We start from the raw sequence: 26,061 nt of genomic DNA, 5'->3' as shown, positions 1-26,061 counted from the left end.
GGCGCTATTTCCGGAGTTCCCCTGCATGACCCAACCCAGCCCGAATCCGCGCCCGCTGCGTCCCCTGCCCGCTTTTATTTTCATGTCACGCTGGCTGCAACTGCCGCTGTATCTGGGCCTGATACTGGCACAGTGCGTCTATGTGTTCCATTTCTGGATCGAACTGAAAGACCTGATCGGCGCCGCACTGGGCAATGAAGCGGCGCTGCAGCACATCTTTGCCGCTGTGGCGGTGCCCGGTGCACCCGTACCCAACAAACTCAACGAGACCACCATCATGCTGGTGGTGCTGGGCCTGATCGATGTAGTGATGATTTCGAATCTGCTGATCATGGTCATCATCGGCGGCTACGAAACCTTTGTGTCGCGACTTGATCTGGACGGCCATCCGGACCAGCCCGAGTGGCTGTCGCACGTGAATGCTTCCGTGCTCAAGACCAAGCTGGCCATGGCCATCATCGGCATTTCGTCGATCCACCTGCTCAAAACCTTCATTAACGCCAATGCCTACGAGGACAAGGTGCTGATTGCGCAAACCGTTATTCACATTGCGTTCCTGCTCTCGGCCATGGCGATCGCCTACACCGACCGCATTACCAGCATCACGCATCAAGAATCCAAATCACATTAACTTCGCGAGAACATCATGACCATCATAAAGCAAGAAGACCTGATCGAATCCGTTGCCGCTGCCCTGCAGTACATCAGCTACTACCATCCGGCTGACTACATCGAGCATCTGGCGCGCGCTTACGAATCCGAGCAAAGCCCTGCTGCCAAAGACGCGATTGCCCAGATTCTGACCAACTCGCGCATGTGCGCGGAAGGCAAGCGCCCGATCTGCCAGGACACCGGCATCGTCAACGTGTTCCTGAAAATCGGTATGGGCGTGCGCTTCGAAGGCTTCACCGGCACCGTCACCGATGCAGTGAACGAAGGTGTACGCCGCGCTTACAACTACGATGACAACAAGCTGCGCGCTTCCATCGTGGCCGACCCGCAGTTCGAGCGCAAGAACACCAAGGACAACACGCCAGCCGTGGTGCACATGGAACTGGTCGAAGGCAACACGGTCGACGTGAAACTGGCAGCCAAAGGTGGCGGCTCGGAAAACAAATCGAAGATGATCATGATGAATCCATCCGATTCGCTGATCGACTGGGTACTGAAAACCGTGCCGACCATGGGCGCTGGCTGGTGCCCACCGGGCATGCTGGGTATCGGTATCGGCGGCACTGCCGAGAAAGCCATGCTGATGGCGAAGGAAGTGCTGATGGAAGACATCGATATGTACGAACTCAAACAGCGCGGCCCGCAGAACAAGCTGGAAGAACTGCGTATAGAACTGTGCGACAAGATCAATGCGCTGGGCATCGGTGCACAAGGTCTGGGCGGCCTGACCACTGTGCTGGACGTGAAGATCATGATGCACCCGACCCACGCTGCGTCGAAACCAGTGGCGATGATTCCTAACTGTGCAGCGACCCGTCACGGCCACTTTGTGCTCGATGGTTCCGGCCCGTCGTACATGACGCCGCCACCGCTGTCGACCTGGCCTAACGTAAGCTGGGCACCGGACACGGAACTGTCCAAGCGCGTCGATCTGAATACCCTGACCAAAGAAGAAGTCGCTTCGTGGAAACCGGGCCAGACCCTGCTGCTGAACGGCAAAATGCTGACGGGCCGCGATGCTGCGCACAAGCGTATTCAGGACATGCTGGCCAAAGGCGAACCGCTGCCAGTGGACTTCAAGAACCGCGTGATCTACTACGTCGGTCCAGTCGATCCAGTACGCGACGAAGCCGTAGGCCCAGCCGGCCCGACGACCGCTACCCGCATGGACAAGTTCACCGACATGATGCTGGAGAAAACCGGCCTGATCGCCATGATCGGTAAAGCCGAGCGCGGCCCTGCTGCCATCGAGTCGATCCAGAAGCACAAATCGGCTTATCTGATGGCCGTTGGCGGCGCTGCGTATCTGGTGTCGAAAGCCATCAAGAGCGCCAAGGTGCTGGGCTTCGAAGACATGGGCATGGAAGCTATCTACGAGTTCGACGTGGTCGATATGCCAGTCACGGTAGCGGTGGATGCCGCTGGTACGTCGGTGCACAACACCGGCCCGAAAGAATGGGCCGCCAAGATCGAACAGCTCAACGTACCTATCGTCAAAGCCTAATGTCCTTAAGCCGTAGCGCGCACGCTCCCATCGGCGTGTTTGATTCCGGTGTGGGCGGCCTGTCGGTACTGCGGCACATCCGTGCCCAGTGCCCGCAGGAAGATCTGCTGTACTTTGCCGATTCCGCCCATGCGCCATACGGCGAAAAGAGCGAAGCCTATGTGGTGGGGCGCTCGCTGGCGATCGCAGAATTTCTGCTGTCGCTGGGTGCCAAGGCGCTGGTGGTGGCCTGCAATACGGCCACGGTGGCTGCCATCAAGGCGGTGCGGGCGCGCTATCCGGAACTGCCGGTGGTGGGCGTGGAACCGGGGCTGAAACCGGCCGCGGCAACCAGCCGTAGCGGCAAGGTAGGCGTACTGGCCACGGCGCGCACGCTGCAAGGCGAGAAATTCCTGCAATTGCGCGAGCAGATCAGCAGCGCTACCGGTGCCGAGTTCCTGTTACAGCCAGCCGTGGGGCTGGTGGATCAGATCGAACTCGGCGATCTGCACAGTGCGCCCATCGCCGCCATGCTGGAGCGCTACATCAGCCCTCTGCTGGATCAGGGCGCCGATACGCTGGTGCTAGGCTGTACCCACTACCCTTTCGTGCGCGATGGCATACAACGCGTGCTGGACGGGCATGGCCGCAGTGACGTGCAGCTGGTCGATACGGGTGATGCCGTAGCACGCCAGCTAGTGCGGTTGCTGACGGCGGCCAGTCTGCTGCGCCCCGCCCAAGTGGCCGATGGTGCCGATGCCGGAGCGGCAGCAGCGCCTGCTAGCCTGCGCGCCTACACCACCGCCCCTGTAGCAGCGCTGGCAGCCGCCTTCGAACACCTGCTGGGACTGCATCCGCAGGTAGAGCAAGTAACCGTTTAGGCGGTTCTGACAGGCATCCGGAGCTTCTTTCCGGAAAACTTGCATTTACATTTGCACGTTTGGGAATCGGCCTGTATAATGCGGCACCTGCACACGAAACAGTGTGTAGTTAGAAGTAAATCAGTGGTGGCTGTAGCTCAGTTGGTAGAGTCCAGGATTGTGATTCCTGTTGTCGTGGGTTCGAGCCCCATCAGCCACCCCACTAGATTACTTTGGAATCAAACACTTAGGCCGCTTATGTGGCCTTTTTGTTTTGGGTTTGTGTAAAACTCTAGGAAATTGTGTAAAACTATCCTAGCGGTTTCACCCTTGGGCAAACACTCCGTCGTGCCCTTCCGCTATTATTTTCCAGCCGCTCACTGCTATCACGCTAGTATATGACGGAATGTTCTTGAGGCCCCCGTCGTTGACATCGAACAAAAGGCTCTTGTGCACGTTTGGCGATGTAAAGAAATACTGCCCGTTGACAATAACGAGCTGGAGGTCTTGTCCGTGGCCTGAACCGGGCGAATAACCTGCGCTTTGAACCGGCAGCACAAGTTCGGCATGAGCGGACAAAACTAAGCAACGGGAAAAGCCGACAGCGCCACACTTTCCACGATGTACCCCAGCTAGATTTAGTACGCCCAAGTCTCCGTTATCCTGCCCAAAAACCAGAGCCGGCGACAACTCGCCGCCTTCCGGATTTAGGATCAAATTCCCTGGGCTAAGGTCTTTACTTGGTGTTAGTTGATACGGCGAATGAACTTTCATCGATGTGGCCTTTATAGTGATAGATTGCATTGTTTTAAATAAAACAATACCTGTAAGTTACCACGAGAAATACCAAAGAGCGGATTTTTTGCGCTACAAAGGTTTAACTTTCACCACCCGCGTCCGGTCGTACACCCGCTTGGTGGTGGCCGGATTCTTGTGGGTTTCCGGGTTCTCGCCCTTCTCCCCTTTCTCCGTTACGTAGTAGGCACGCAGATCGTGGGTGGTGATGGCTGGTGCAGCGCCTGCCGCAGCTGCGGCGAAGAAGCGCGTCAAGCCAAACTTTAGCGCGTTGCGTGCAGCATGATCGGCCGTCGCAATTCTCCGGACGGCCTCCCCTTCCGTCTCTACATTCGCAAGGGCAAATTTAAGACCAGTACTGGCTATAAGCAGCCGGACGGAAAGTGGGAGTTCCGGCTCAGTGCTCCGACAAACAATCCGGAGGCCGTGGCCAAGATCCGCAAAGATGCCATCGAACGTGCCGAGGTGCTGAATGGAAAAGTAGTCGGCCCCGGCACCGTCGCCGCGCTCTTCAAAAAATATTTTGAGTGGCAGGAAAGCTGCCCCGCAGCAGCGAAAGCCGGAAGACAGATGGGACACTGAAGGAGAACAAGCGCGAATCCAAGAACGTCATCGGCGTGTTCGGAGAAATGCAGCCGTCCGATATCCATCCGGTGGACATCTATGGATATCTCAGCGAGCGTGAGCTGGCCGGTGCGCCCATCAAGGCAAATAAAGAGGTGGCGCTTCTCTCTGCGGTGCTGGAGTACGGGCGGCGACTCGGCTGGCTGGAGACAAACCCGTGCGGGGGCATCAAGTACAACAAGAGCAAGCCGAACCAGAAGTATGTGGAAGAGGCGGAGCTCAATCTGATCATGAAAACCGCTAGGGAGCGCGGCGACAGCTATTTGGTCGTCGCCCTTTGCCTACGTGCAGCCTATCTCACCGTCAGCCGCCCGGACGAGATGCGCGCCGTCGCGCGCCAGAACATCTCGGCCAGCGGCGTGCAGATGCCGATCGGCAAACGGCGTGCTGGCCAGATGCAGCGCATGAAACTCATCGAGTGGTCACCTGCGCTCAAGTCTGTGATGGACGAGGCGCTAGCGCTCCAGCGCACGCCGAGCATGTACGTGTTCGGCAACACCACAGGACAGGTGTATACCACCAGTGGGTTCAACACGATCCTTCGTCGCCTGATGAAGTACAGCGCGACCAAGGCGGCCGAGTCCGGGGCAACGTTTAACCGCTTCACGCTGAAAGACATGCGTCCGAGCGCGGTCATGGATCGACTGGAGGATGGCGATCAGCGCGTGACCGATGCTACTGGCCACGCTGATGATCGCATGGTGAAAAAGGTCTATGACCGAAGGAAGACAAAGGTCGCTAAGGCAACAAAATAATCATACTGAAATTGCGAATAATTTTGCTATATTTTGCAAGAATACAAATATCATGCTTAGAATAGCATTTTTGAAACTATTTTAAGGCCTACCATAAAATGAAATGCCCCCACTGCACTCTTGAGATTCACACGTCATTTTCAAAGCAAACGATTTATGATTACGGGTCGCATCCATTTGAGGCTCTAAATCATCAAGGCGCGGATTCTCGGTGGGAGATTGAGGCCATGGTATGCCCTGCTTGTAACAAGGGAATTCTGATCCTTTCTGAACGCTCTGAAAATTGGGATCTGCGTGAGAAGAGAATGATTTACCCTAGAACTTCATCTAGACCACTAGCGCCCGTTGAAGTCCCATCAAGTATCGCGGAAGACTTTAACGAAGCATGCCTAGTGCTTGACGATAGTCCAAAAGCATCGGCTGCATTAAGTCGGCGCTGTTTGCAGGCGATTCTTCGGGATAAGGGCTATACGCAGAAGGATCTAGCTCCAGCCATAGCGGCAGCTATCGCGTCTAATACTTTGCCATCAGAACTAGCTGAAAGTCTAGATGCTGTTCGCAATATCGGAAACTTTGCAGCACATCCAATGAAAGACACATCCTCAGGCGCTGTTCTTCCTGTCGAGCTGCACGAGGCCGAGTGGAATCTGGAAGTGCTGGAGTCCCTCTTTGACTTCTACTATGTTGCGCCTGCACTGCTAGCTGCTAAAAAGGCCGCACTGAATCAAAAACTCGCAGCTGCGAACAAGCCCCTGATTAAATAACTAGGGCGGAAATCATGCAAATTTCTTTGGAAGATAGCGTAAACTGGCACCAAAACATGCTGCTTTCAGCGGAGCACAAATTCCAAAAAGAACACGCAAGGCATTGATTTTTATAAATATTGGTGGTGGATTGTGATTCCTGTTGTCGTGGGTTCGAGCCCCATCAGCAACCCCACCGAATTCGCAGCAAAATGATTAGGCTACAAGTTTCTGACTTGTGGCCTTTTTGCTTTTCAGCCCCCCTCCCTATCTTCAGGATGCGCGTGCTCAAACAGCGCACGCATTAGCCGCGCACACTTCATTCCATTCACTATCCGAGTAGAATGCAATGAATGGGTGAACGTTATGGACTCCACGCTGCTCATCCGTATGCTCAAGCATGATGGCTGGCAACTCGTAAGAATCAAAGGCAGCCACCACCATTTCAGACACCCGAGCAAAGCTGGATTGATTACAGTACCTCATCCCAAATGCACACTGCCAAGGGGCACATGGCACAGCATTTTGAAGAGTGCTGGTCTAAGGTAAGGAATTAGAAATGAAAATTCCGGTCGTGGTATTCAAAGACGAAGGCAGCGTATTCGGTACCTGTGTTCCGGACATCCGTGGCCTGCATTCGTGCGGCAGAACACTCGACGAAGCACTACAAAATACCTGCGAGGCGCTGCGCAACCATATTGAACTGTTGCTTGAGATGGGCGAAGAAGTAGAGGTACACCCCAGTCCACTGCGCGATTTGCAGTCCCGGTCCGACTACGCAGGCGGAACATGGCATTTCCTCCACATCGAACCCGCGCTATTGCTCCCTCAACCTGCGGCGGCCTCCTCACTCAGCAGCAAGCCCGTCTAGCCGCGCAATACGGCAGCGGGCACGGAACACGACTTCCCGTCACAAAAATTTCTTCTCGCCTGTTTCCGAAAAGCACTAGATCAAGCTACAATAAGATCTGCTGCGCGTTCGCGCAGCGTATGTCACTTTCTGAATTACAGCTCCGCCATGTCTGAAGAAAAAACTCTGCACGAAGTCGCCACCTACAGCAAGGACACCCCTACCAGCCGCCCCGATCTGGACGGCCGCGCCGGTGTGTTTGTTCCAACCGAACTGTTCGATGTAGCTGGCTCGATGACTATCCGCAAAGGTTCGGGCATTGCCGGCTTCGGCAATCCCGACGGCTCGCTGACGGTGTATTTTGAAAACAACCGCTTCGATGACAGCAGCCTGCATAAATGGGAAAACAAGGTGCGCAAAGCCTACGACCGGATGGTGGCCAATGCACCGACCGTCAACAAAGCCAAGCTCGATCCGAAAATGCTCGAATACGTCGGCTTCATCGACGGTCAGGGCATACAGCTCAAACATCCGGAACTGTTGCAGCAGTGGCTGGAACTGTCGGGCGCGCTCGATACGGCCCCAGCCGGCCCTATCGTGGTCTGGCCTAAATCGAAGAGTCGCTTCTAGGCCACGAGGCATAGTCCTACATTTTGTCGGGCCATTGTCCGACACCCAAATGACAACTCCCGCGTTATGCTGAACTTATAACAAGTTCAAACATACGCGGGAGTTTGCTATGGTACGCACCTTACATATCGCTACGGGCGCGCTGTTGCTGGGTCTGGCTTGCGCTGCCACCTATGAACTCTGCTCCGGCAGCATGCTGAATCAGCAGAACACTGCCCTCTATCAGCTACGCTAGCCTGCGGCGACGCTGCTATCAGCGACGGCGACCACCCCAGCCACGGCCGTGATAATGGCCACCACAGCACCAGCGGCCGAACGAAAAGTCCAGTCCGATACTGACAGGCGGGTAGTAGTACGCTGGTGCCGGCGCGTAATACACCGGTGCAGGCGCATAATATACGGGCGCTGGCGTCACATAAGTGGTGGTGTAGGTGGTGTAGGCAGGTTCGCTGGTATAGCTGACACGGCTGCTGGTAGCCGGCAGATCTTCCGTCGTATAGACGGTGTTCGGGCCGCTAGCGACAGCACGGTCGGATGGCATTACCGACACCGTGTGCCACTGGTAAGGGTCTTGCACACGCGTGGTGGTCGAATAATAGTTAGGCTGATGGGTGGCGCAACCACTCAGGGTGGCCACTGCCAGCACGGCGACGATCAGGTTTTTGTTCATGGCGCTTCTCCTCTAATGGAGCAACTATAAAACGAACCAGCCCTTGCCGGCACAGGCATTACAGCTTGTTACACCCGCTGTTACAGATGAAAAAAAAGGAACCGCTAGCGGTTCCTCTTTCTATCGGGACGGGAAAATCAGTCCAGCTTCCAGGCGTAGTCCACCTTGGTCCAGGTTTCGGCCGGTGCGCCGTCCTTGGTACCCGGCTTGAACTTGCAGGCGCTCAGGGCTTTGATAGCGGCCTTGTCCAGATTCTTGAAACCGCTGCTCTTGTCGACTTTAGAGTCGGCAACCGTGCCGTCGGCCTTGACCAGGAAGGACATCGATACCGTGCCCTGTTCCTCGTTCATCAGCGACGCTTTCGGGTATTCCGCTTTGCAGTTCTTGGCATCGAACGATGCGGGAACTTCGGCAGCAAAAACTGCTGGTGCGCTCGAAACGAGCACTGCTGCAACCACACTCAACCAACGCTTCTTCGTCAACATCTGATTTCCCCCCAGTATTTAGTATCCGGCACACCGGCCATGGCGTCATGGCCGGCGAGGTAGTCTTACAGCTTCCAGCTATAGTCAACCTTGGTCCAGGTTTGGGCGACTGCGCCATCCTTGGTGCCAGGCTTGAACTTGCATGCGCTCAAGGCTTTGACTGCAGCCTTGTCCAGGTTTTTAAAACCGCTCGATTTTTCTACTTTCGATTCCACCACAGTGCCGTCAGCAGCCACCAGGAAAGACATCGTTACATCGCCTTGCTCTTCGTTCAGCAGCGAAGCTTTTGGGTATTCAGCTTTGCAGTTTTTTGCATCGAGCGATGCAGGAACTTCAGCAGCAAAAGCGGTGGTAGCAGCCGACAGAATGAAGGCGGCAAAAACACTGGTCGAAAACTTATTCATCATGCGTTCCAAGCTAATTATTATTAACAACTGATTTATCGAATCCCACAGCGGACCTACGTGCCACACAAGAGCGTGGCGGCAGACTGCGGCAAAGTTTTACTGCAAATTAAAACTCTTCCCACTCATCGTTACCAGCAGCGCTCGGTGCCGGTGCAGCTTTCTTGGCTTTGGCAGCTGGTGCAGCGGCCGGTGCAGCAGCCAGTTTCTTCACTGGAGCGCGCGGCGCAGCAACGGGTTTGGCAACCGGCTTGGCCGCAGCCGCTGGCTGGTAAGCTGCTACGCTGCGCTCGTCGTTTTCGGTCAGCTTGAAGATGCTGACAACGCGGGCCAGTTCGTTAGCCTGATCCTGCAGACTCTGGGCGGCAGCGGCAGCTTCTTCTACCAGTGCAGCATTCTGCTGGGTCATGGCATCCATCTCGATGATCGAGTGGTTAACCTGTTCGATACCTGCGCTCTGTTCCTGGCTGGCGTTGGCGATTTCGCTCATGATGTCGGTCACGCGACGTACCGAGGACACCACTTCATCCATCGTCACACCAGCCTGACCTACCAGCTTGGTACCTGCGCCGACTTTTTCTACCGAGTCGTCGATCAGCATCTTGATTTCTTTGGCAGCGCCAGCGGAACGCTGGGCCAGATTACGTACTTCCGATGCCACCACGGCGAAGCCGCGACCCTGTTCTCCGGCACGGGCAGCTTCCACTGCAGCGTTCAGCGCCAGAATGTTGGTCTGGAAGGCGATGCCATCGATCACACCGATGATGTCCACAATCTTCTTGGCCGAAGCGTCGATCGAGCTCATGGTATCTACCACTTCCGACACCACTTTACCGCCGCGCAGTGCCACATCCGAAGCAGCCGATGCCAGCTGGTTAGCTTCACGGGCGTTGTCGGCATTCTGTTTCACGGTCGAAGTCAGTTCTTCCATGGCCGAAGCGGTTTTCTCCAGCGAGCTAGCCTGCATTTCAGTACGCGACGACAGGTCGATGTTACCGGCAGCAATTTCACGCGAAGCGGTGCCAATAGTTTCCGTACCCGAACGCACCTGACCAACAATGTCTACCAGGCTGTTGCGCATTTCTTTCATTTCGGCCAGCAGGCTGTCCTGATCCTGACCTTCGGTGTTGATGCTGATCGACAGGTCGCCGTTGGCGATAGCGCCGGCGATCGAGGCGGTGTAATCCGGTTCGCCGCCCAGCTGTTTCAGCAGGCCGCGGGTGATGACATAAGCAGCCACCATCGAGATAGCAACAGCCAGCAGACCCATAATGATCATGAAGTTACGGGCGCTGGAGAAGCCGGCTGCGGCATCATCCTTCACCTGCTCGTTCATCTTGTCTTCCAGCGCAGCCAGTTGCTCCAGCGCGGACATCCATTTTTTCTGGGCCGGACGGATTTCCTTGATCAGCACTTTGGTAGCTTCTTCGGCTTTGTTAGCCAGCCACAATTCGGACGCTTTGGCGATGGCTGGCATGGCGATAGCTTCCTGCTCTTTCACCGTGGCCAGCAGGGCTTTCTCTTCGGCCGTTGCTTCCAGCGCGAATTGCGAGCTCAGCTTGGTCTGGGCATCGGCGTACTTGGAAGCCAGTTCCTTGATGCGATTCATTTCCGGCTCCATATCGCCAGCATCGGTCATCAGGGTCAGGATACGCAGCGAAGTGATACGGTCGCCCACGTTGTTACGCATATCAACCACCAGACGCGACACCACGTTGTTCACCGAAATGACGTGATCCAGACGTTGCTGGATCTGGCTCATACGCAGAATACCGACGGCAGTCACTGCCACGAGGAATAATAGGACCAGCGCAAAACCAAGACCCAGGCGCGTTCCGACTTTCATTTTTGCTAAATTCATTTCGTCTTCTTCGTAAGTGACAAAGTTGATATGAGTGCCGGAGATCGTCCCGTTTTGTACACGACACTTTCTCGCTGGCCCTTGCTGCTAAGTAATATCTATGACAGTAGCAAACAATGACTGCGAATGCAAAAAATGCGATCCGAACTGGTCTGGCTTGTCGCTTTTGAACCGCATCCCACACAATCGCGCAGCGTGGATATGTGTGAATATTTGGGAATTATAGATGCAAATTTTTCCTCAAAGCAAGCAAAACCTGCCGCAGAAATGCTCAAACGAACTTTCTGCGCGGAAATACCAACAGTCCCGTGGATTGTTTGCTGTTTTGAGGGAAAATCAGGCCGGCTGACGCAGGCAGGCCGCTGCTTCACGCAGCAGCGCAGGGTCGCCCAGCGCCAGTTTTTTGGCATCCGACAGGGTCTGGCGGAAGCCCCGGGCACCGGGCAGACCTTGCATCAGGCCCAGCATATGACGCGTCAGGGAATTGAGTTTCAGGCCATACTGGCCGTACAGATCCAGTTGCGACTGGATATACGGGATCATCGCTTCGATCACCTGCTCGCGGGTTTTCGGCGCCCGTGTGTCACCGTAATAACGCTGATCGAAATTGGCCATCACAAACGGGTTGTGATACGCCTCGCGGCCCAGCATCACGCCGTCCACATGCTGCAGATGCAGGTCGATTTCCGCTTCCGTCTTAATGCCGCCGTTAATCAGGATTTCCAGTTGCGGGAAGTCGCGCTTGAGCTGATAGGCCACCTCGTAGCGCAGCGGCGGAATCTCGCGATTCTCTTTCGGCGACAAGCCTTTCAGCACCGCGTTACGGGCGTGTACGATGAAAGTATTGCAGCCTGCTTCGGCAATCGTGCCAACGAAATCGCGCACGAAGTCGTAGCTTTCTTCCTTGTCGATGCCGATACGGTGCTTGACTGTCACATCGATAGTGACAGCATCGCGCATGGCTTTCACGCAATCGGCCACCAGTTGCGGCTCCAGCATCAGGCAGGCGCCGAAAGCGCCCTTCTGAACGCGCTCGGACGGGCAACCGCAATTGAGGTTGATTTCATCGTAGCCCCACTGCTGGCCCAGCTTGGCACTGGTGGCCAGATCGGCCGGATCGCTACCACCCAGTTGCAGCGCCACGGGATGCTCGGCTTCGTTGAAGCGCAGGTGGCGTTCTACATCGCCATACACCAGCGCACCCGTGGTCACCATTTCCGTGTACAGCCAGGTGTGCTGGCTGATCTCGCGGTGGAACACGCGGCAATGGCGGTCGGTCCAGTCCATCATGGGCGCCACCGACAGACGGCGGCTAGCCTGCACAGGGGCGGAAGCGGAGGTCGGTGGAGTGGTAGTGCTCATGACATGGAAGGCAAATATGCTAGGGGGTCGACATTATAGCCCGAATACAGTGGGAATACCGCCCGCGCCCGCTTGCGCAAAAAAGCTGGCCGGTTTGGCGGATTTCGGAATTGCCGGCGGCGACGGGACGGAGCAGTATCGCTGCATCCCATCTATCGTGCTTCCGCCATGAACCCCAACCCGCGCCGCCATGCCCTGAAAACCCTGATGACGGGCGCCGCCGCGCTCGGCGCCACTGTGCCAGCGCTAGCCTCCGGCCAGCCTATGCGCTGGGGCACCAGCCACGAAGGTCAGCGCAAGGCCGATCTGGGCGATGGCACCTATCGCAACCCCATTCTCGCGGGCGACCATCCCGATCCCACCATCCTCAAGGATGGCAACGACTACTACATGACGTTCTCGTCGTTCTTCTCCTACCCGGGCATCATCCTCTGGCATTCCACCGATCTGGTGAACTGGGTGCCGGTGGGTCCGGCGCTGCATCAGCCGCTGGGCACCATCTGGGCGCTCGATCTGTGCAAGCATCAGGGCCGCTACTTTATCTACATTCCCGCGAATCCCGACAATCAGGGCTGGCGCATCTATGTGATCCATGCCGAACATATCGCCGGGCCGTGGAGCGCGCCGATCGACACAGGCATCCGCGATTGCATCGACCCCGGTCACATCGTCGGCGAAGATGGCAAACGCTATCTGTTCGTGAATGGCATCCGCAAAATCCGCCTGAGCGATGACGGCCTGCGTGCCGAGGGTGCACTGGAAGCAGCCTATCAGCCATGGCGCTATCCGGCTGACTGGGTGGTGGAGAACTTTGCCCCGGAAGGGCCGAAACTGCTGCGCCGTGGCGACTGGTTCTATCTGATTACGGCAGTGGGCGGTACGGCCGGTCCGGCCACGGGCCACATGGTGATAGCGGCGCGCGCCCGTTCCATCCACGGCCCGTGGCAGCACTGCCCGCATAATCCGCTAGTACGCAGCAGCAGCGCCGCCGAACCGTGGTGGTCGCGCGGACATGCCACGCTGGTGGAAGGCCCGGCCGGCGACTGGTGGATGGTGTACCACGGCTACGAAAACGGCTACCGCACGCTGGGCCGCCAGACCTTGCTGGAGCCGATAGAGTGGACCGCAGATGGCTGGTTCCGCGCCCTCGGTGGCGACTTGTCGCGCCCGCTGCCCAAGCCGCGCGCCGCCAGCAAGGCGATGGCCGCTGCAGGCATGGCCGGCTTTGCCCTCTCGGACGACTTCTCGCGTAACCGCTTCGGCGTGCAATGGAGCTTCCACGATCCGGCGCCGGACGAGATGCAGCGCGTACAGTATCTGCCACAGGCATTGCGTCTGCGCGCACGCGGCCAGACGCCGGCCGATAGCACCCCGCTCACCTGCGGTGTCGGCGACCGGTCCTACGAGGCGGAAATCAGTCTCGAACTGGAAGGCGCGGCGGAGGCTGGGCTGCTGCTGTTCTACAACCACAAAGCTTTCGTCGGCGTCGGCTTCACACCCGAACTGATCAAAACTTACGAATATGCCGAAGAACAGGGCTGGATGCGCCAGCCCGCTAGCGCGCGCAAAGTGCGCATCCGTGTCAGCAATCTCGAACACGTGGTGACCTTCCACTATTCCTACGATGATGGCCAGAGCTGGCAGCTACACGGCCTGCGCATGGAAGTCTCCGGCCTGCACCACAATGTATTCGGCGGTTTCATCAGCCTCAAGCTGGGCATTTACTGCGCCGGTGCGGGCAGCGTGCGGCTCAGCGACTTCAGGTACCGCGCCCTGCCGGCGCCAGCGGCATAAGCACCGCACCCGTCTGCTGCGTATCACGCTGGTACGGCAGCCACTGCGCCACGCCCCATGCCAGTTCCGGCACAATAAACAGCCACAGCAGCGGCGCGCCCGTGGCCTGCAGCGTCCACAGCATCCACGTGCTGAACAGCAGACGTGCGCTACCATCGTAGCGGCCATGGTGGGACTGCGGATGCAGCAGACGCAATAGCGACCACACCAGCACCACGCTGCCCATCAGGCAGGCAAACAGTAAGTGGAACGGCGTGAATTCAGGCAAGGCCGTACCGCCCAGCCACTGATTGAGGCGGCTAAGCTGGGTGTGGGCCAGTGCAAAACTCCAGGGTGTGGCAAAGGCCGCCGTCACGATCAGATCGTAATAAGCGCTGGCACGCACGATGGCGCGGTATTGGGCAAGGTTCAGCATACAGTCTCCTTTCAGATAGTGCGCCTATGCTAAACCTTGAAGTACTGTTCATGGTCAAGCACTTTCGCACCATGAAAAAAGCCGCCCGTAGGCGGCTTTGCTGCATCTTACTGTTGCGATTACTGGCCTTCGCGCGACGCTTTTTTACGCTCGTGCTCTTTCAGGTAACGCTTACGCAGACGGATCGATTTCGGCGTGATTTCTACCAGTTCGTCGTCTTCGATGAATTCAACAGCGTATTCCAGCGACATCTGGATCGGTGGAACCAGACGCACAGCTTCGTCGGTGCCGGAAGCGCGCACGTTGGTCAGCTGTTTGCCTTTGATCGGGTTCACCACCAGATCGTTATCACGCGAGTGGATACCGATGATCATGCCTTCGTACACAGGGGTGTTGTGCTCGACGAACATACGGCCGCGATCCTGCAGTTTCCACAGAGCGTAGGCCACAGCGGTGCCATCGTCTTGCGAGATCAGCACGCCATTGCGACGGCCAGCCAGTTCACCTTTGCTGGTGTCGACTGGAGCGTAGGCATCGAACACGTGCGACATCAGACCGGTACCGCGGGTCAGGGTCATGAATTCGCCCTGGAAGCCGATCAGACCACGGGCTGGAATACGGTATTCCAGACGTACACGGCCTTTGCCATCCGATTCCATGTTCTGCAGGTCGCCACGACGACGGCCCAGTTCTTCCATCACGCCGCCCTGGTTGGCTTCTTCTACGTCGACCGACAGCATTTCGTACGGTTCTTCACGGACGCCATCAACCATCTTGAACACCACGCGTGGACGCGAAACGGCCAGCTCGAAGCCTTCACGACGCATGTTTTCCAGCAGAATGGTCAGGTGCAGCTCGCCGCGACCCGAGACTTCGAACACGGTGTCGTCGTCGGTTGGCAGCACGCGCAGTGCCACGTTGGATTTCAGTTCTTTGTCCAGACGGTCACGCAGTTGACGCGAGGTGACGAATTTACCTTCGCGGCCAGCCAGCGGCGAGGTGTTAACCATGAAGTTCATGGTCAGGGTAGGCTCGTCCACGGTCAGCATAGGCAGCGCTTCTGGGGTGTCGACCGCGCACACGGTCGAACCGATGCCGATTTCTTCGATACCGTTGATCAGCACGATGTCGCCAGCCATAGCTTCGTCAACCAGCACGCGCTCCAGACCTTTGAAGTTCAGTACCTGATTGATACGGCCTTTGGTCGGGGTGTCGTCAGGGCCGTTCAGGAATACCACGTCCATACCTGGCTTGACGCGACCACGGTTGATACGGCCGATACCGATTTTACCCACGTAGGACGAGTAGTCCAGCGAGGTGATCTGCATCTGCAGCGGGCCGTCTGGATTGTCGTCACGTACTGGTACATATTTCAGGATGGCTTCGAACAGTGGCTTCATGTCGCCGCCGCGTACCGATTCGTCCAGACCGGCGTAGCCGTTCAGACCCGATGCGTAGACGATAGGGAAGTCCAGTTGCTCGTCGGTCGCGCCCAGCTTGTCGAACAGTTCGAAAGTCTGGTTGATCGCCCAGTCAGCGCGTGCGCCCGGACGGTCGATCTTGTTCACGACCACGATAGGTTTCAGGCCCAGTGCCAGCGCTTTGCGGGTCACGAAACGGGTCTGTGGCATCGGGCCTTCCTGTGCGTCCACCAGCAGCAGCACGGAGTCCACCATCGACAGTACGCGCTCTACTTCGCCGCCGAAGTCGGCGTGGCCTGGGGTGTCAACGATGTTAATGTGGGTGCCTTCGTACTCGACCGCGCAGTTCTTCGACAGAATCGTAATGCCACGCTCTTTTTCGAGGTCGTTCGAGTCCATGACTCGGGTATCAACTGCCTGGTTTTCACGGAAGGTGCCAGACTGACGCAGCAGTTGGTCAACAAGAGTAGTCTTGCCGTGGTCAACGTGAGCGATGATGGCGATATTGCGAATTGCGCGTTTAGTATTGGACATAGTCGTTTATATTTGCTGAAAAACTGCGAGTTCGTACAGGATGTACGGGAGGTGCCAATTTCTGGAACCGCGTAGTATAGCATGGTGCGGTGCAACTCTTTGCAGAATCCTGAATATTTTCAAAGAGTTGCCGAATTGGCTGTATTACACGGGGCGAGCCCCGGGTTTATTGGGTAAAAGCGATCAGGCGCTCCGGTGCAAGAATCTGGTATTCACCGAGCTGGGCAGTGCCCAGCAGCTTGGCATCGAGATACACACGCACCCTGCCCTGCTCGGCCGGTAAAGCAATCTGCTCTTTGCCCAGTGCCAGACGCTGGCCGTTGAGGAAGCGCTTGGCCAGCTCCGGCGTCAGCTGTACGGCAGGGAAGCTCGATAGCAGCGCATCGACGGGCGCCAGTAGTGACAGCGGCGCGGCGTGCGCGCCCAGCGTTTCCAGCGTCAGCATGCCGGCCGTAGTCAGTGCACCCACCTGCGTACGGCGCAAGGCCTGCAAGTGCGCGCCCGTGCCCAGTGCAGCACCGATGTCCTGCCCCAGCACGCGGATATACGTGCCCTTGCTGCAAGTGACTACCAGCTTCAGGAACGGCGCTTCATACGATACCAGCTTGAGTTCGTGAATCACCACATGGCGCGCTTCGCGTTCCAGCGTAATACCGGCACGCGCGTATTCGTACAGCGGCTTGCCGTCGCGCTTGAGCGCCGAATGCATGGGCGGCACCTGAGCGATAGGGCCGCGGAACTGTGCCAGCACGGCTTCGATCTGCTCCAGCGTCACCGCGACGGGACGGGTATCGATCACCGCACCTTCGGTATCACCCGTATCGGTAGTCACGCCCAGATGGACGGTGGTTTCATAAGTCTTGTCGGCTTCCAGCAAGTCTTGCGAGAACTTGGTGGCTTCGCCAAAGCACAGCGGCAGCAGGCCCGTCGCAAACGGATCGAGCGTGCCGGTGTGGCCGGCCTTCTTGGCATTCAGGATGCGTTTGGCTTTGATCAGCGCGTCGTTACTGGAAAAACCTACCGGTTTATCGAGCAGCAGCACGCCGTCCACCAGATCGCGGACCTTCTTGGGAGACATAGGTTTCATTGCGGCGCGGCTTACTCGCTAGCAGCTTTATCGGCGCCATCGCCTTCATCATCGAGCGAACGGGTGCTGTTGGCCTGATCGATCAGGGCCGACAGTTCCATGCCGCGCGAGGTGGACATATCGTGCACAAAGTGCAGCGCTGGCAGCGTGTGGATGTGCAGACGCTTGCCCAGCTGATTGCGCATGAAACCGGCCGCAGCGGTCAGACCGTCCAGCGTCTGTTTCACCTGTTCTTTGCTGTCTTTGAGCAGGGTGAAGAAAATTTTGGCGTGCGCGTAATCAGGCGTCAGCTGCACTTCGGTCAGCGTGACCATGCCGATGCGGGGATCTTTCAGTTCGAAAGCGATGATTTCCGACAGATCGCGCTGGATCTGGTCGGCCACGCGCTGACCGCGCTGTGGGATGGTTTTGCTATGTTTTGCCATGATGATTCCATAAACGGCAAGTGGACGGGAGCGTTTGCCCCCGTCCACTTTACCAGTACTGCCCAGTGCGCGGATTACAGCGTACGAGCGATTTCCTGAACTTCGAACACTTCCAGCGAGTCACCCACTTGAATGTCGTTGTAGTTCTTCAGCGACAGGCCGCACTCCAGACCGGCGCGAACTTCTTTGGCATCGTCCTTGAAGCGTTTGAGCGAGTCGATCTCGCCGCTCCACACCACGATGTTGTTGCGCAGCAGACGGACCGACGAAGTACGCTTGACGACACCGTCGGTAACCAGACAGCCGGCAATCGCGCCCACTTTGGACACCATGATGACCTGACGTACTTCCACCTGACCGGTAACGGTTTCGCGTTTTTCCGGAGCCAGCATGCCCGACATAGCGGCTTTCACTTCTTCAATCGCATCGTAGATGATGTTGTAGTAGCGAATATCCACGCCGTTCGATTCGGCCAGCTTGCGTGCCTGTGCATCGGCACGGGCATTGAAGCCGATGATGATGGCTTTCGATGCCACGGCCAGATTGACGTCCGATTCGGTAATGCCGCCGACTGCAGCGTGCACCACTTGAACGCGCACTTCCGAGGTCGACAGTTTCTGCAGCGAGCCAACCAGCGCTTCCTGCGAACCCTGCACGTCGGTCTTGATGATCATCGGCAGGTTCTTCACTTCGCCTTCGGCCATCTGGTCGAACATGTTTTCCAGTTTCGCAGCTTGCTGCTTGGCCAGTTTCACGTCGCGGAACTTACCTTGACGGAACAGACCGATCTCACGGGCTTTACGCTCGTCCGCCATGACCATGACTTCTTCACCGGCTTGCGGCACTTCCGTCAGACCTTGAATCTCGACCGGGATCGAAGGACCGGCTTCGGTGATCGGCTTGCCGTTTTCATCCAGCATGGCGCGCACACGGCCATACGAGGAGCCAGCCAGAATCACGTCGCCGCGTTTCAGCGTACCCGACTGCACCAGTATGGTGGCAACCGGACCCTTACCTTTATCCAGACGACCTTCGACCACCAGACCACGGGCTGGCGCTTCGACCGGTGCTTTCAGTTCCAGCACTTCGGCCTGCAGCAGTACCTGTTCCAGCAGTGCGTCGATACCAGCGCCGGTTTTTGCGGAGACTGGCACGAATGGCGAATCACCACCGTATTCTTCCGGCACCACCTGTTCGGCCACCAGTTCCTGCGTCACGCGATCCACGTTGCCACCCGGTTTATCGATCTTATTGATCGCTACCACCAGCGGTACACCGGCAGCCTTGGCGTGCGAAATCGCTTCCTTGGTCTGTGGCATCACGCCGTCGTCGGCTGCGACCACCAGAATCACGATGTCGGTGGCCTTGGCACCACGGGCACGCATCGCGGTAAACGCTTCGTGACCCGGGGTATCGAGGAAGGTGATGATGCCGCGCGGGGTTTCCACGTGGTATGCGCCGATGTGCTGGGTAATACCACCAGCTTCACCCGAGGCCACTTTGGCGCGACGGATGTAGTCCAGCAGCGAGGTCTTACCGTGGTCAACGTGACCCATCACGGTGACGACTGGTGCACGTGGCACGGCCTCGAAGTGGGCGTGCTCGCCTTGATCCGCCAGCAGTGCTTCCGGATCGTCGATCTCGGCAGCAAAGGCTTTGTGGCCCATATCTTCCACCAGAATCATGGCGGTTTCCTGGTCCAGCACCTGGTTAATGGTGCACATCTGACCCAGCTTCATGAGCTGCTTGATCACTTCCGAGGCTTTTACGGACATCTTGTGCGCCAGTTCGGCCACGGTGATGGTTTCCGGAACGTACACGTCTTTGACGACGGCTTCGGTCGGTGCCTGGAAGTTGCTTTCGCGTTCTTCCGCATGAGCGTTGCGACGGCCACCGCCTTTGCCACCACGCCAGCCATCACGGCCCGTGCTGGCAGCGCCGGCACCGGCACCACGGCCTTTGCCGCCACCTGGCGCGCCACGCTTGCGCGCGTCGTCGTTCCAGGTCGAAGCCACATTGGCCGACTTGATGGATTTCTTGTCGTTGCCGCCAGCTTTCTTATCAGCTGGCTTGTCACCCGGCTTGGCCGCAGCGGCTGGCGTGGTCGCCGGCTTGTGCAACGTACCTTCCGGTGCTTTCGGCTTGACTGGGGCAGGTGCAGGCTCAGGCGCTTTGATGGCGCGACGTGGCGCGTTCATCATGGCTTTGATCTGGGCCACTTCATCAGCCACAGCTTTACGGGCGCGTTCGGTCGCATCGGCTTTTTCAGCGGCTTCCTTGGCAGCCTGTTCGGCTTTCTTGCGGGCTTCTTCAGCAGCCGCTTTTTTCTTCTCCTGCTCGGCCGCATCGTTTACGACCGGGGCAGCAGCAGCTTGCGCAGCCGCTTTCTTGGCTTCCGCTTCAGCGTCTTTCTTGGCCTTGGCTTCAGCTTCGGCAGTGGCTTTCGCCTGCGCTGCTTTTTCCGATTCCAGCTTGGCCAGACGCTCCTGCTTCTCGCGCAGTTCCGCTTCCTGACGGGCGATCAGTTCCGCCTGTTTGCGTGCTTCTTCTTCGCGACGGGCCACTTCGGCGGCGTCGATCACCGGTGCGGCAGGCGCTGCCGGCGCGGTGGTTGCAGGTTCGTCGCGCTGCACGAAGGTACGCACTTTCTTGACGGCGACCTGAATCGTGCGGGCCTTGCCATTGGCATCGGCCTGCTTGATTTCGGTGGTCTCTTTGCGCGTCAGCGTGATTTTCTTCTTCTCCGTTTCACCGGAGGCGCCGTGGGTACGGCGCAGGTGTTCCAGCAGCTTATCCTTATCATCTTTCGACAATGGATCTGACGTCGAACTTTTTTCGACGCCGGCAGAACGCAGCTGCGTCAGCAGCAAATCTGCAGGCATCTTCAGTTCGGTGGCAAATTGGGCTACGTTGTTACTCGCCATTCAGTCCTCTTTTCTATGTGTCGCGGAGATGATAAAGATACTCAAATTAAGCCTTTGCAGATTCGACTAGACTCCATGCCTTGGCTTGCAGGCCTTTGGCACGATCGTCGTACTTCGAGTCAACCAACTTCATCTCATCGTCGGTCACATCTTCAAATTCATTCGTAATCAATGCGCGTGCGCGGTCGGACGACAGGGCCAGAATGGCACCGAATTCGTCGTAGGCCAGTGCCGCGAATGCTGCCACCGTCTTGATACCGGCCAGACCCAGCTTGCCGGCGGTGATGCGGTCCATACCTTCCAGACCGACCAGCGCTTCGTCCATGCCTTCCAGACCTTCTTCCGAAGCAATCGCTTCGGTGACCAGAGCGTCACGGGCGCGGGTACGCAGTTCGTTGACGGTTTCTTCGTCAAACGATTCGATTTCCAGCATTTCGGAGATCGGCACGTAAGCGATTTCTTCCAGGCTAGCAAAGCCTTCTTCTACCAGAATGTCGGCCACTTCCTGGTCAACATCGAGTTTTTCCATGAACAGCGCGCGAATCGCGGCGGTTTCCTGGGCTGCCTTGTCGGCCGATTCTTCGGCCGTCATGATGTTGATCTTCCAGCCCGTCAGATCGGAAGCCAGACGCACGTTCTGACCCGAACGGCCGATGGCGATGGCCAGATTTTCTTCGTCCACCACCACGTCCATGGCGTGCTTCTCTTCATCGACCATGATCGACGAGACATTGGCCGGAGCCAGTGCACCGATCACGAACTGGGCCGGATCTTCCGACCACAGTACGATGTCGACGCGCTCGCCACCGAGTTCACCGGTCACAGCCTGTACGCGCGAACCGCGCATACCGACGCAGGTACCGATAGGATCGATGCGTTTGTCAGCCGTGTAGACGGCGATCTTGGCACGTACGCCAGCGTCGCGTGCAGCCGATTTAATTTCCAGCATGCCTTGTTCGATTTCCGGCACTTCCAGCTCGAACAGCTTGGAAATGAATTCCGGCGCGGTACGCGACAGGATCACTTGCGGGCCACGCATATTGCGGTCGATACGCAGGATGTAAGCACGGACGCGGTCGCCGATACGCAGGTTTTCTTTCGGGATCATCTGATCGCGTGGCAGACGGGCTTCGATTTTGCCCGACTCGACGATCGCATCGCCGCGTTCCATACGCTTGATGGTGCCGGTAACCAGCGAATCACCGCGCTCGAGGAAGTCGACCAGAATCTGTTCGCGCTCGGCGTCACGCACGCGCTGCAGAACTACCTGTTTGGTGTCCTGTGCGAAGCGGCGGCCGAATTCCACCGATTCGATCGGCTCTTCGATGTGGTCGTCCACTTCGATATCAGGAATCTGTTCCTTGGCTTCGAAGTGCAGAATTTCCTGATCCGGCAGTTGCAGACCTGCCTCGTCAGGCACGACGTGCCAGCGGCGGAAGGATTCGAACTCACCCGACTCGCGGTCGATCGAAACGCGGATGTCCACTTCACCCTCATAGCGTTTCTTCGTGGCTTGCGCCAACGCGAATTCCAGCGCGCCGAAAACCACATCTTTATCGACGTTCTTCTCACGCGCCAGCGCGTCTACCAATAACAAAACTTCGCGACTCATGCTTTGCGTCCCTTAAAAACCACCTGCGGCACCAGGCGTGCCTTATCCATATCGGCGAGCGTAAACTCCAACAGCGCCGGACCTTCATTACTCTCAAATTCCAACGACAAATTCTCGCCCTGAGGTTCCTGCAGGATCCCCTGGAACGATTTCCGGTTGTTCGTACCCGGCATGGCTACACGCAGTTTGATGATAGCTTCGCTACCGGCAAAACGCGTAAAATCAGCCAGCTTGCGCAGCGGGCGATCGAGCCCCGGCGACGAAATTTCGAGACGCTCGTAATTCACGTTCTCGACCGTCAGCACGTGCGACAACTGGTGACTCACCGTCGCGCAATCCTCGACGGTAATCGGACCTTTTTCTTCAGCGTCGGCAGCGCTGAAATCGATAAAGACGCGCAAAATCCCGCGCTCGCCTCGCTCGACATCAACCAGCTCATAGCCCAGACCAGCAACGGTCTTTTCAATTAATTCCGGCAGCTGCAAGAAATTCTCCAGATTAAAGTCTATTTCCAACTTACTAAAAATAGACCATTCAAAACGGTTCACCAAAAAAAAAATGGGCATCTGCCCATCTTCTTGTACTACTTAGCCAGATGAAAGCGCTGTTACAGGATGCACTGCAACGAACTTTTATTAGGCTGCTTATTATAACCTGATCCGCACTGCACCGCAATAACGGTGTCCGTGCAAAATCAGGCTAAATGAGCGTTACAAGCGACATCTAGCCGTGCCGGAGCGGGTTTTTCACCCTTTCCGGCCAGCTCGGGATCAGCCTTTGCGACGACGCGGCATGCCATGGCCGCTGGCGCCGCCACGCGACTCCTGACCACGACGCGGTGCACCGGCACTGGCAAAACCGAAGGTGGTTTGCAGCGGATCGGGCTGACGCGGGCCTTTATTACCGCCTTTACCGCCTTTGCCGCCATTACCACCACCCTGACCCTGACCACGGCCTTGACCTTGCGCACGCGGACCCGGTGCTTCGCCCAGCGGACGGCCACCGGCGTAGGCGCCGATACCTTGCGGACGGCCACCGGGACGGCCCGAACTCTGGCCACCACGGCCATTGCCGTTACCGCCACGACCACCACCGTTACCATTGCCGCCACGACCGCCGGAGCGGGCTGGCTTGGCAAATGGCAGCGCATTGGCGTTGCTCAGATCGGCGCGGTTGAAATTAGGCTCGTCTTCGTCGTCGTAATCATCGTCCAGATCGTCGCGCTCGGCACCACGGCCGCGCTGCGGACGTTTTTCCGGCCCTTTGTTCTGGGCTGGCTTGGCCTGTTGCGGGCCTTTGCCGCCGCGCTGGCCGGCCGGCGCAGCCGCACCGTCCTCTGCTTTTTTCTCGACACCGTAGGCCGACATCATGGCGCGCACGGCATTTTCTTCCAGCTCTTCCCAGCGGCCACGTTTCAGGCTGCTCGGCAGGGTCATGGCGCCGTAGCGGGTACGGATCAGGCGCGACACGGTCAGGCCGATGGCCTCGAACATACGGCGCACTTCGCGGTTACGGCCTTCGCCGATGATCACGCGGTACCATTTGTTGATGCCTTCACCGCCACCGTCAGCGATCTTGGAGAACTGCGCCAGACCGTCTTCCAGTTCCACGCCGGCCAGCAGTTTCTGGCGCATACCTTCTTCCAGCACGCCCAGCGTACGCACGGCGTATTCACGGTCGATCGAATAGCGCGGGTGCATCAGGCGGTTAGCCAGATCACCGGAAGTCGTAAACAGCAGCAGACCTTCGGTATTAAAGTCCAGACGGCCTACGGCCAGCCATTTACCCGCCTTCATGCTCGGCAGGCGGTCGAACACGGATGGACGGCCTTCCGGATCGTCCATCGAGACGATTTCACCGGCTGGCTTATGATAGATCAGCACACGTGGCGGCTTCTTGCTGACGCGGCGCTGGATCAGCTTGCCGTTCAGACGCACCGCGTCGGTCGGCAGGATGCGCTGGCCAATGTGGGCCGGCTCGCCATTCACGGACACGCGGCCCGCTACGATCAGTTCTTCCATGTCGCGGCGCGAACCCAGACCCGCTTCGGCCAGCACTTTGTGCAGCTTGGGCGCATCATCGTCCGCCGTCAGATCGCGACGCACGGTTTTCTGCTGCTGACGGCCCTTGACCGGCTCATCGCTATCGAAGGCATCCGACGTTACGTAGGAGAAGGCTGCGTCGGCGTCATTCGCCTTGGCACCACCCTGCTGGCCGCCTTGCTGACCACGCTGCTTGCCGTGCTTGCCTTTGCGGCCGTTACGATTGTTATTGCGCTCATTGCGTTCACCGCGCTCACCACGTTCATGGCGTGGCTTGCCGCCTTCCTTGGCTGGCGTAGCAGCCGGCGCTTCCACAGCCACGGCAGCTACTTCCGCGACAGCTTCGCCACCGGCGGCCTGTACTTTTTCTGCCTGCGCCTGTGCCTGCTGTGCCTGACGCACAGCGCGCTGCTCGCGCATCTGGCGCGGGCCGCGCGGTGCGCGCGGGCCACGGCCTGCCGGTGCCGCATCGGCCGGGGCGCCAGCGGCACTGGCCGGCGCGTCGCCAGCAGCAGTAGCAGCGGCAGCAGCGACTGGCGCCGCAGCTTTGGCAGCTGGTTTGCGTGCGCGCGGCGCCTTGGCCGGTGCAACTTCACCACCCTCGACGGCGGCTGGCGCAGCTTTGGCGCGGGTTTTCTTCACCGGAGCAGCCGCTTCGGACGCCACTGCGGCACCAGCACTGGCTACTACTGCACCATCGGCTGCAGCCTCGGCCTTGGCCTTGGCAGTGCGGCGCGGCTTGGCAGCAGGCGCTGCACCATCCGCTGCAGCGGCTGCAGCATCGGCTTCGATCTGCGCCTTGGTGCGGCGCTTAGGCTTGGCGGCGGCGGCTGCCGGCGCGACGTCTTGGACTGTCTCTGGGGAATTAGGTTTGTTCATTGTTCGTTTCTGGGTTGTGCTCAGCGTCAACCGTTACATCGGCAGCGACGGCGCTCTGCGCCGCTTTATCAAAGTTATCCTGCAGGGCCGCTTCCAGCGCTTCCAGATCCGGACCATTACCCTGCTGTTCGCTAATTTGCTGCAAAGGTGGCAGCTGGGACAGCGAATTAAGCCCCAGATCATCAAGAAACTGCTTGGTAGTGCCTAGCAAAGCTGGCCGCCCCACCACGTCACGGTAACCCACTACATCCACCCAGCCACGATCTTCCAGCATCTTGATGGTCTGCGAATTGACGGCCACACCGCGAATTTCCTCGATGTCGCCGCGCGTTACCGGCTGGCGGTAAGCAATAATTGCCAGCGTTTCCAGCGTTGCCCGCGTGTATTTAGGCGGTTTTTCCGGATTCAAACGATCCAGATACAAACGCATTTCCGGACGGCTCTGGAAGCGCCATCCCGTAGCCAGACTGACGACCTCGATACCACGGCCGTTCCAGTCCTGCCTTAATTCTTCCAGCATGTCCTTGATGGTATCTGCCCCGATACCGGGACCACGTGGCCGCCCCTGATCATCGAGTTCGACATACAGTTTTTTCAAACTGTGGATCGACAAGGGCTCCTGGGCGCATAGCAAAGCTGTTTCGAGGACTCGTTTAGCCTCAGCTGTATCCATAGCTATCTTGTGGTTGCATTTTCATGCAAGAAAGAAATCAATCACATTCAGTGAGGCGGGG

At 57.8% G+C, this 26,061-nt stretch carries 27 protein-coding genes and 1 tRNA gene; 12 read left to right on the top strand and 16 right to left on the bottom strand.

Features of this window, described 5'->3' with window-relative positions:
- Window positions 1-25 precede the first annotated feature (25 nt).
- The 4 genes from ABNT42_RS18980 (at window position 26) to ABNT42_RS18965 (ending at window position 3,238) form a co-directional block, all read left to right on the top strand.
- A complete protein-coding gene (locus tag ABNT42_RS18980) occupies window positions 26-631 on the top strand; it encodes a TIGR00645 family protein (protein ID WP_348699598.1) in 606 nt (201 codons plus the stop codon).
- Window positions 632-646: 15 nt separating this feature from the next.
- A complete protein-coding gene (locus ABNT42_RS18975; protein ID WP_348699596.1) occupies window positions 647-2,176 on the top strand; it encodes a fumarate hydratase in 1,530 nt (509 codons plus the stop codon).
- The gene (gene murI, locus ABNT42_RS18970; RefSeq protein ID WP_348699594.1) at window positions 2,176-3,036 is read left to right on the top strand and encodes a glutamate racemase; all 861 of its coding nucleotides are present in this window, start codon (window positions 2,176-2,178) and stop codon (window positions 3,034-3,036) included. Before ABNT42_RS18975 ends, murI begins: the two co-directional genes overlap by 1 nt.
- Before the next feature lie 126 nt (window positions 3,037-3,162).
- Window positions 3,163-3,238: transfer RNA gene (locus tag ABNT42_RS18965), tRNA-His, on the top strand.
- Window positions 3,239-3,339: 101 nt separating this feature from the next.
- On the opposite strand, the gene ABNT42_RS18960 is transcribed toward ABNT42_RS18965, so the two are convergent.
- Window positions 3,340-3,789, bottom strand: coding sequence for a hypothetical protein (locus ABNT42_RS18960; RefSeq protein ID WP_348699592.1), 450 nt, complete (start codon window positions 3,787-3,789; stop codon window positions 3,340-3,342).
- A gap of 93 nt (window positions 3,790-3,882) precedes the next feature.
- Window positions 3,883-4,065, bottom strand: coding sequence for a hypothetical protein (locus tag ABNT42_RS18955; RefSeq protein ID WP_348699590.1), 183 nt, complete (start codon window positions 4,063-4,065; stop codon window positions 3,883-3,885).
- A 27-nt stretch (window positions 4,066-4,092) separates the two neighbouring features.
- Between ABNT42_RS18955 and ABNT42_RS18950 the strand changes: the two genes are divergently transcribed.
- The 7 genes from ABNT42_RS18950 to ABNT42_RS18920 all read left to right on the top strand — a co-directional run bounded on the left by ABNT42_RS18950 (window position 4,093) and on the right by ABNT42_RS18920 (window position 7,647).
- On the top strand, window positions 4,093-4,392 hold the full coding sequence (locus ABNT42_RS18950) for a hypothetical protein (protein WP_348699589.1): 300 nt from the start codon (window positions 4,093-4,095) through the stop codon (window positions 4,390-4,392).
- Window positions 4,338-5,189 carry a tyrosine-type recombinase/integrase gene (locus tag ABNT42_RS18945; protein WP_348699587.1) on the top strand — a complete coding sequence of 284 codons (852 nt, stop codon included), beginning with the start codon at window positions 4,338-4,340 and terminating at the stop codon, window positions 5,187-5,189. The genes ABNT42_RS18950 and ABNT42_RS18945 overlap by 55 nt, the downstream gene beginning before the upstream one ends.
- 227 nt (window positions 5,190-5,416) lie before the next feature.
- Window positions 5,417-5,953, top strand: a complete 537-nt coding sequence (locus ABNT42_RS18940) for a DUF4145 domain-containing protein (protein WP_348699585.1) — start codon at window positions 5,417-5,419, stop codon at window positions 5,951-5,953.
- A gap of 345 nt (window positions 5,954-6,298) precedes the next feature.
- A complete protein-coding gene (locus ABNT42_RS18935) occupies window positions 6,299-6,481 on the top strand; it encodes a type II toxin-antitoxin system HicA family toxin (RefSeq protein WP_348699583.1) in 183 nt (60 codons plus the stop codon).
- A gap of 10 nt (window positions 6,482-6,491) precedes the next feature.
- Window positions 6,492-6,803: a type II toxin-antitoxin system HicB family antitoxin gene (locus tag ABNT42_RS18930; protein ID WP_348699581.1), complete on the top strand. Its 312-nt coding sequence runs from the start codon at window positions 6,492-6,494 to the stop codon at window positions 6,801-6,803.
- 147 nt (window positions 6,804-6,950) lie between these two features.
- Window positions 6,951-7,412 carry a hypothetical protein gene (locus ABNT42_RS18925; RefSeq protein WP_348699579.1) on the top strand — a complete coding sequence of 154 codons (462 nt, stop codon included), beginning with the start codon at window positions 6,951-6,953 and terminating at the stop codon, window positions 7,410-7,412.
- Between the two features lie 109 nt (window positions 7,413-7,521).
- Window positions 7,522-7,647, top strand: coding sequence for a hypothetical protein (locus ABNT42_RS18920; protein WP_348699578.1), 126 nt, complete (start codon window positions 7,522-7,524; stop codon window positions 7,645-7,647).
- An 18-nt stretch (window positions 7,648-7,665) separates the two neighbouring features.
- Here the strand turns inward: ABNT42_RS18920 and ABNT42_RS18915 are convergent, their stop codons facing one another.
- The 5 genes from ABNT42_RS18915 to dusA all read right to left on the bottom strand — a co-directional run bounded on the left by ABNT42_RS18915 (window position 7,666) and on the right by dusA (window position 12,194).
- Window positions 7,666-8,082: a hypothetical protein gene (locus ABNT42_RS18915; RefSeq protein WP_348699576.1), complete on the bottom strand. Its 417-nt coding sequence runs from the start codon at window positions 8,080-8,082 to the stop codon at window positions 7,666-7,668.
- A 137-nt stretch (window positions 8,083-8,219) separates the two neighbouring features.
- Complete coding sequence (locus tag ABNT42_RS18910; protein WP_348699575.1) at window positions 8,220-8,567, bottom strand: energy transducer TonB; 348 nt, start codon at window positions 8,565-8,567, stop codon at window positions 8,220-8,222.
- 65 nt (window positions 8,568-8,632) lie between these two features.
- Window positions 8,633-8,971 (bottom strand): energy transducer TonB, encoded by a 339-nt coding sequence (locus tag ABNT42_RS18905; protein ID WP_348699574.1) that lies wholly within the window; start codon window positions 8,969-8,971, stop codon window positions 8,633-8,635.
- A 109-nt stretch (window positions 8,972-9,080) separates the two neighbouring features.
- Window positions 9,081-10,832 (bottom strand): methyl-accepting chemotaxis protein, encoded by a 1,752-nt coding sequence (locus ABNT42_RS18900; RefSeq protein WP_348699572.1) that lies wholly within the window; start codon window positions 10,830-10,832, stop codon window positions 9,081-9,083.
- Between the two features lie 336 nt (window positions 10,833-11,168).
- Entirely contained in the window at window positions 11,169-12,194 is a 1,026-nt protein-coding gene (gene dusA / locus ABNT42_RS18895; protein WP_348699571.1) for a tRNA dihydrouridine(20/20a) synthase DusA, read from the bottom strand.
- Between the two features lie 168 nt (window positions 12,195-12,362).
- Between dusA and ABNT42_RS18890 the strand changes: the two genes are divergently transcribed.
- Window positions 12,363-13,988, top strand: a complete 1,626-nt coding sequence (locus ABNT42_RS18890) for a family 43 glycosylhydrolase (protein ID WP_348699569.1) — start codon at window positions 12,363-12,365, stop codon at window positions 13,986-13,988.
- Here the strand turns inward: ABNT42_RS18890 and ABNT42_RS18885 are convergent.
- From ABNT42_RS18885 to scpB, 9 genes are all read right to left on the bottom strand, one after another.
- Complete coding sequence (locus ABNT42_RS18885) at window positions 13,954-14,403, bottom strand: hypothetical protein (RefSeq protein WP_348699567.1); 450 nt, start codon at window positions 14,401-14,403, stop codon at window positions 13,954-13,956. The two genes, ABNT42_RS18890 and ABNT42_RS18885, sit on opposite strands and share 35 nt — an antisense overlap.
- A 119-nt stretch (window positions 14,404-14,522) precedes the next feature.
- Window positions 14,523-16,358, bottom strand: a complete 1,836-nt coding sequence (gene typA, locus ABNT42_RS18880) for a translational GTPase TypA (RefSeq protein ID WP_155434507.1) — start codon at window positions 16,356-16,358, stop codon at window positions 14,523-14,525.
- Window positions 16,359-16,524: 166 nt separating this feature from the next.
- Window positions 16,525-17,445 carry a tRNA pseudouridine(55) synthase TruB gene (gene truB / locus ABNT42_RS18875; protein ID WP_348699564.1) on the bottom strand — a complete coding sequence of 307 codons (921 nt, stop codon included), beginning with the start codon at window positions 17,443-17,445 and terminating at the stop codon, window positions 16,525-16,527.
- Window positions 17,446-17,456: 11 nt separating this feature from the next.
- A complete protein-coding gene (gene rbfA / locus ABNT42_RS18870; RefSeq protein ID WP_155434505.1) occupies window positions 17,457-17,870 on the bottom strand; it encodes a 30S ribosome-binding factor RbfA in 414 nt (137 codons plus the stop codon).
- A gap of 74 nt (window positions 17,871-17,944) precedes the next feature.
- A complete protein-coding gene (gene infB, locus ABNT42_RS18865) occupies window positions 17,945-20,794 on the bottom strand; it encodes a translation initiation factor IF-2 (protein WP_348699562.1) in 2,850 nt (949 codons plus the stop codon).
- 46 nt (window positions 20,795-20,840) lie between these two features.
- A complete protein-coding gene (gene nusA, locus ABNT42_RS18860; RefSeq protein WP_348699560.1) occupies window positions 20,841-22,406 on the bottom strand; it encodes a transcription termination factor NusA in 1,566 nt (521 codons plus the stop codon).
- A complete protein-coding gene (gene rimP, locus ABNT42_RS18855; protein WP_155434816.1) occupies window positions 22,403-22,891 on the bottom strand; it encodes a ribosome maturation factor RimP in 489 nt (162 codons plus the stop codon). The genes nusA and rimP overlap by 4 nt, the downstream gene beginning before the upstream one ends.
- Window positions 22,892-23,176: 285 nt before the next feature.
- Entirely contained in the window at window positions 23,177-25,327 is a 2,151-nt protein-coding gene (locus ABNT42_RS18850; protein ID WP_348699558.1) for a pseudouridine synthase, read from the bottom strand.
- Window positions 25,314-26,000: an SMC-Scp complex subunit ScpB gene (gene scpB / locus ABNT42_RS18845; protein ID WP_348699556.1), complete on the bottom strand. Its 687-nt coding sequence runs from the start codon at window positions 25,998-26,000 to the stop codon at window positions 25,314-25,316. Before scpB ends, ABNT42_RS18850 begins: the two co-directional genes overlap by 14 nt.
- Between the last annotated feature and the right edge of the window lie 61 nt (window positions 26,001-26,061).

This window comes from Duganella fentianensis (assembly GCF_964031615.1).
Classification (GTDB): Bacteria; Pseudomonadota; Gammaproteobacteria; order Burkholderiales; family Burkholderiaceae_D; genus Rugamonas; species Rugamonas fentianensis_A.
The sequence above is the reverse complement of the archived record's forward strand: the minus strand, read 5'-3'. Positions and strand labels throughout refer to the sequence as shown.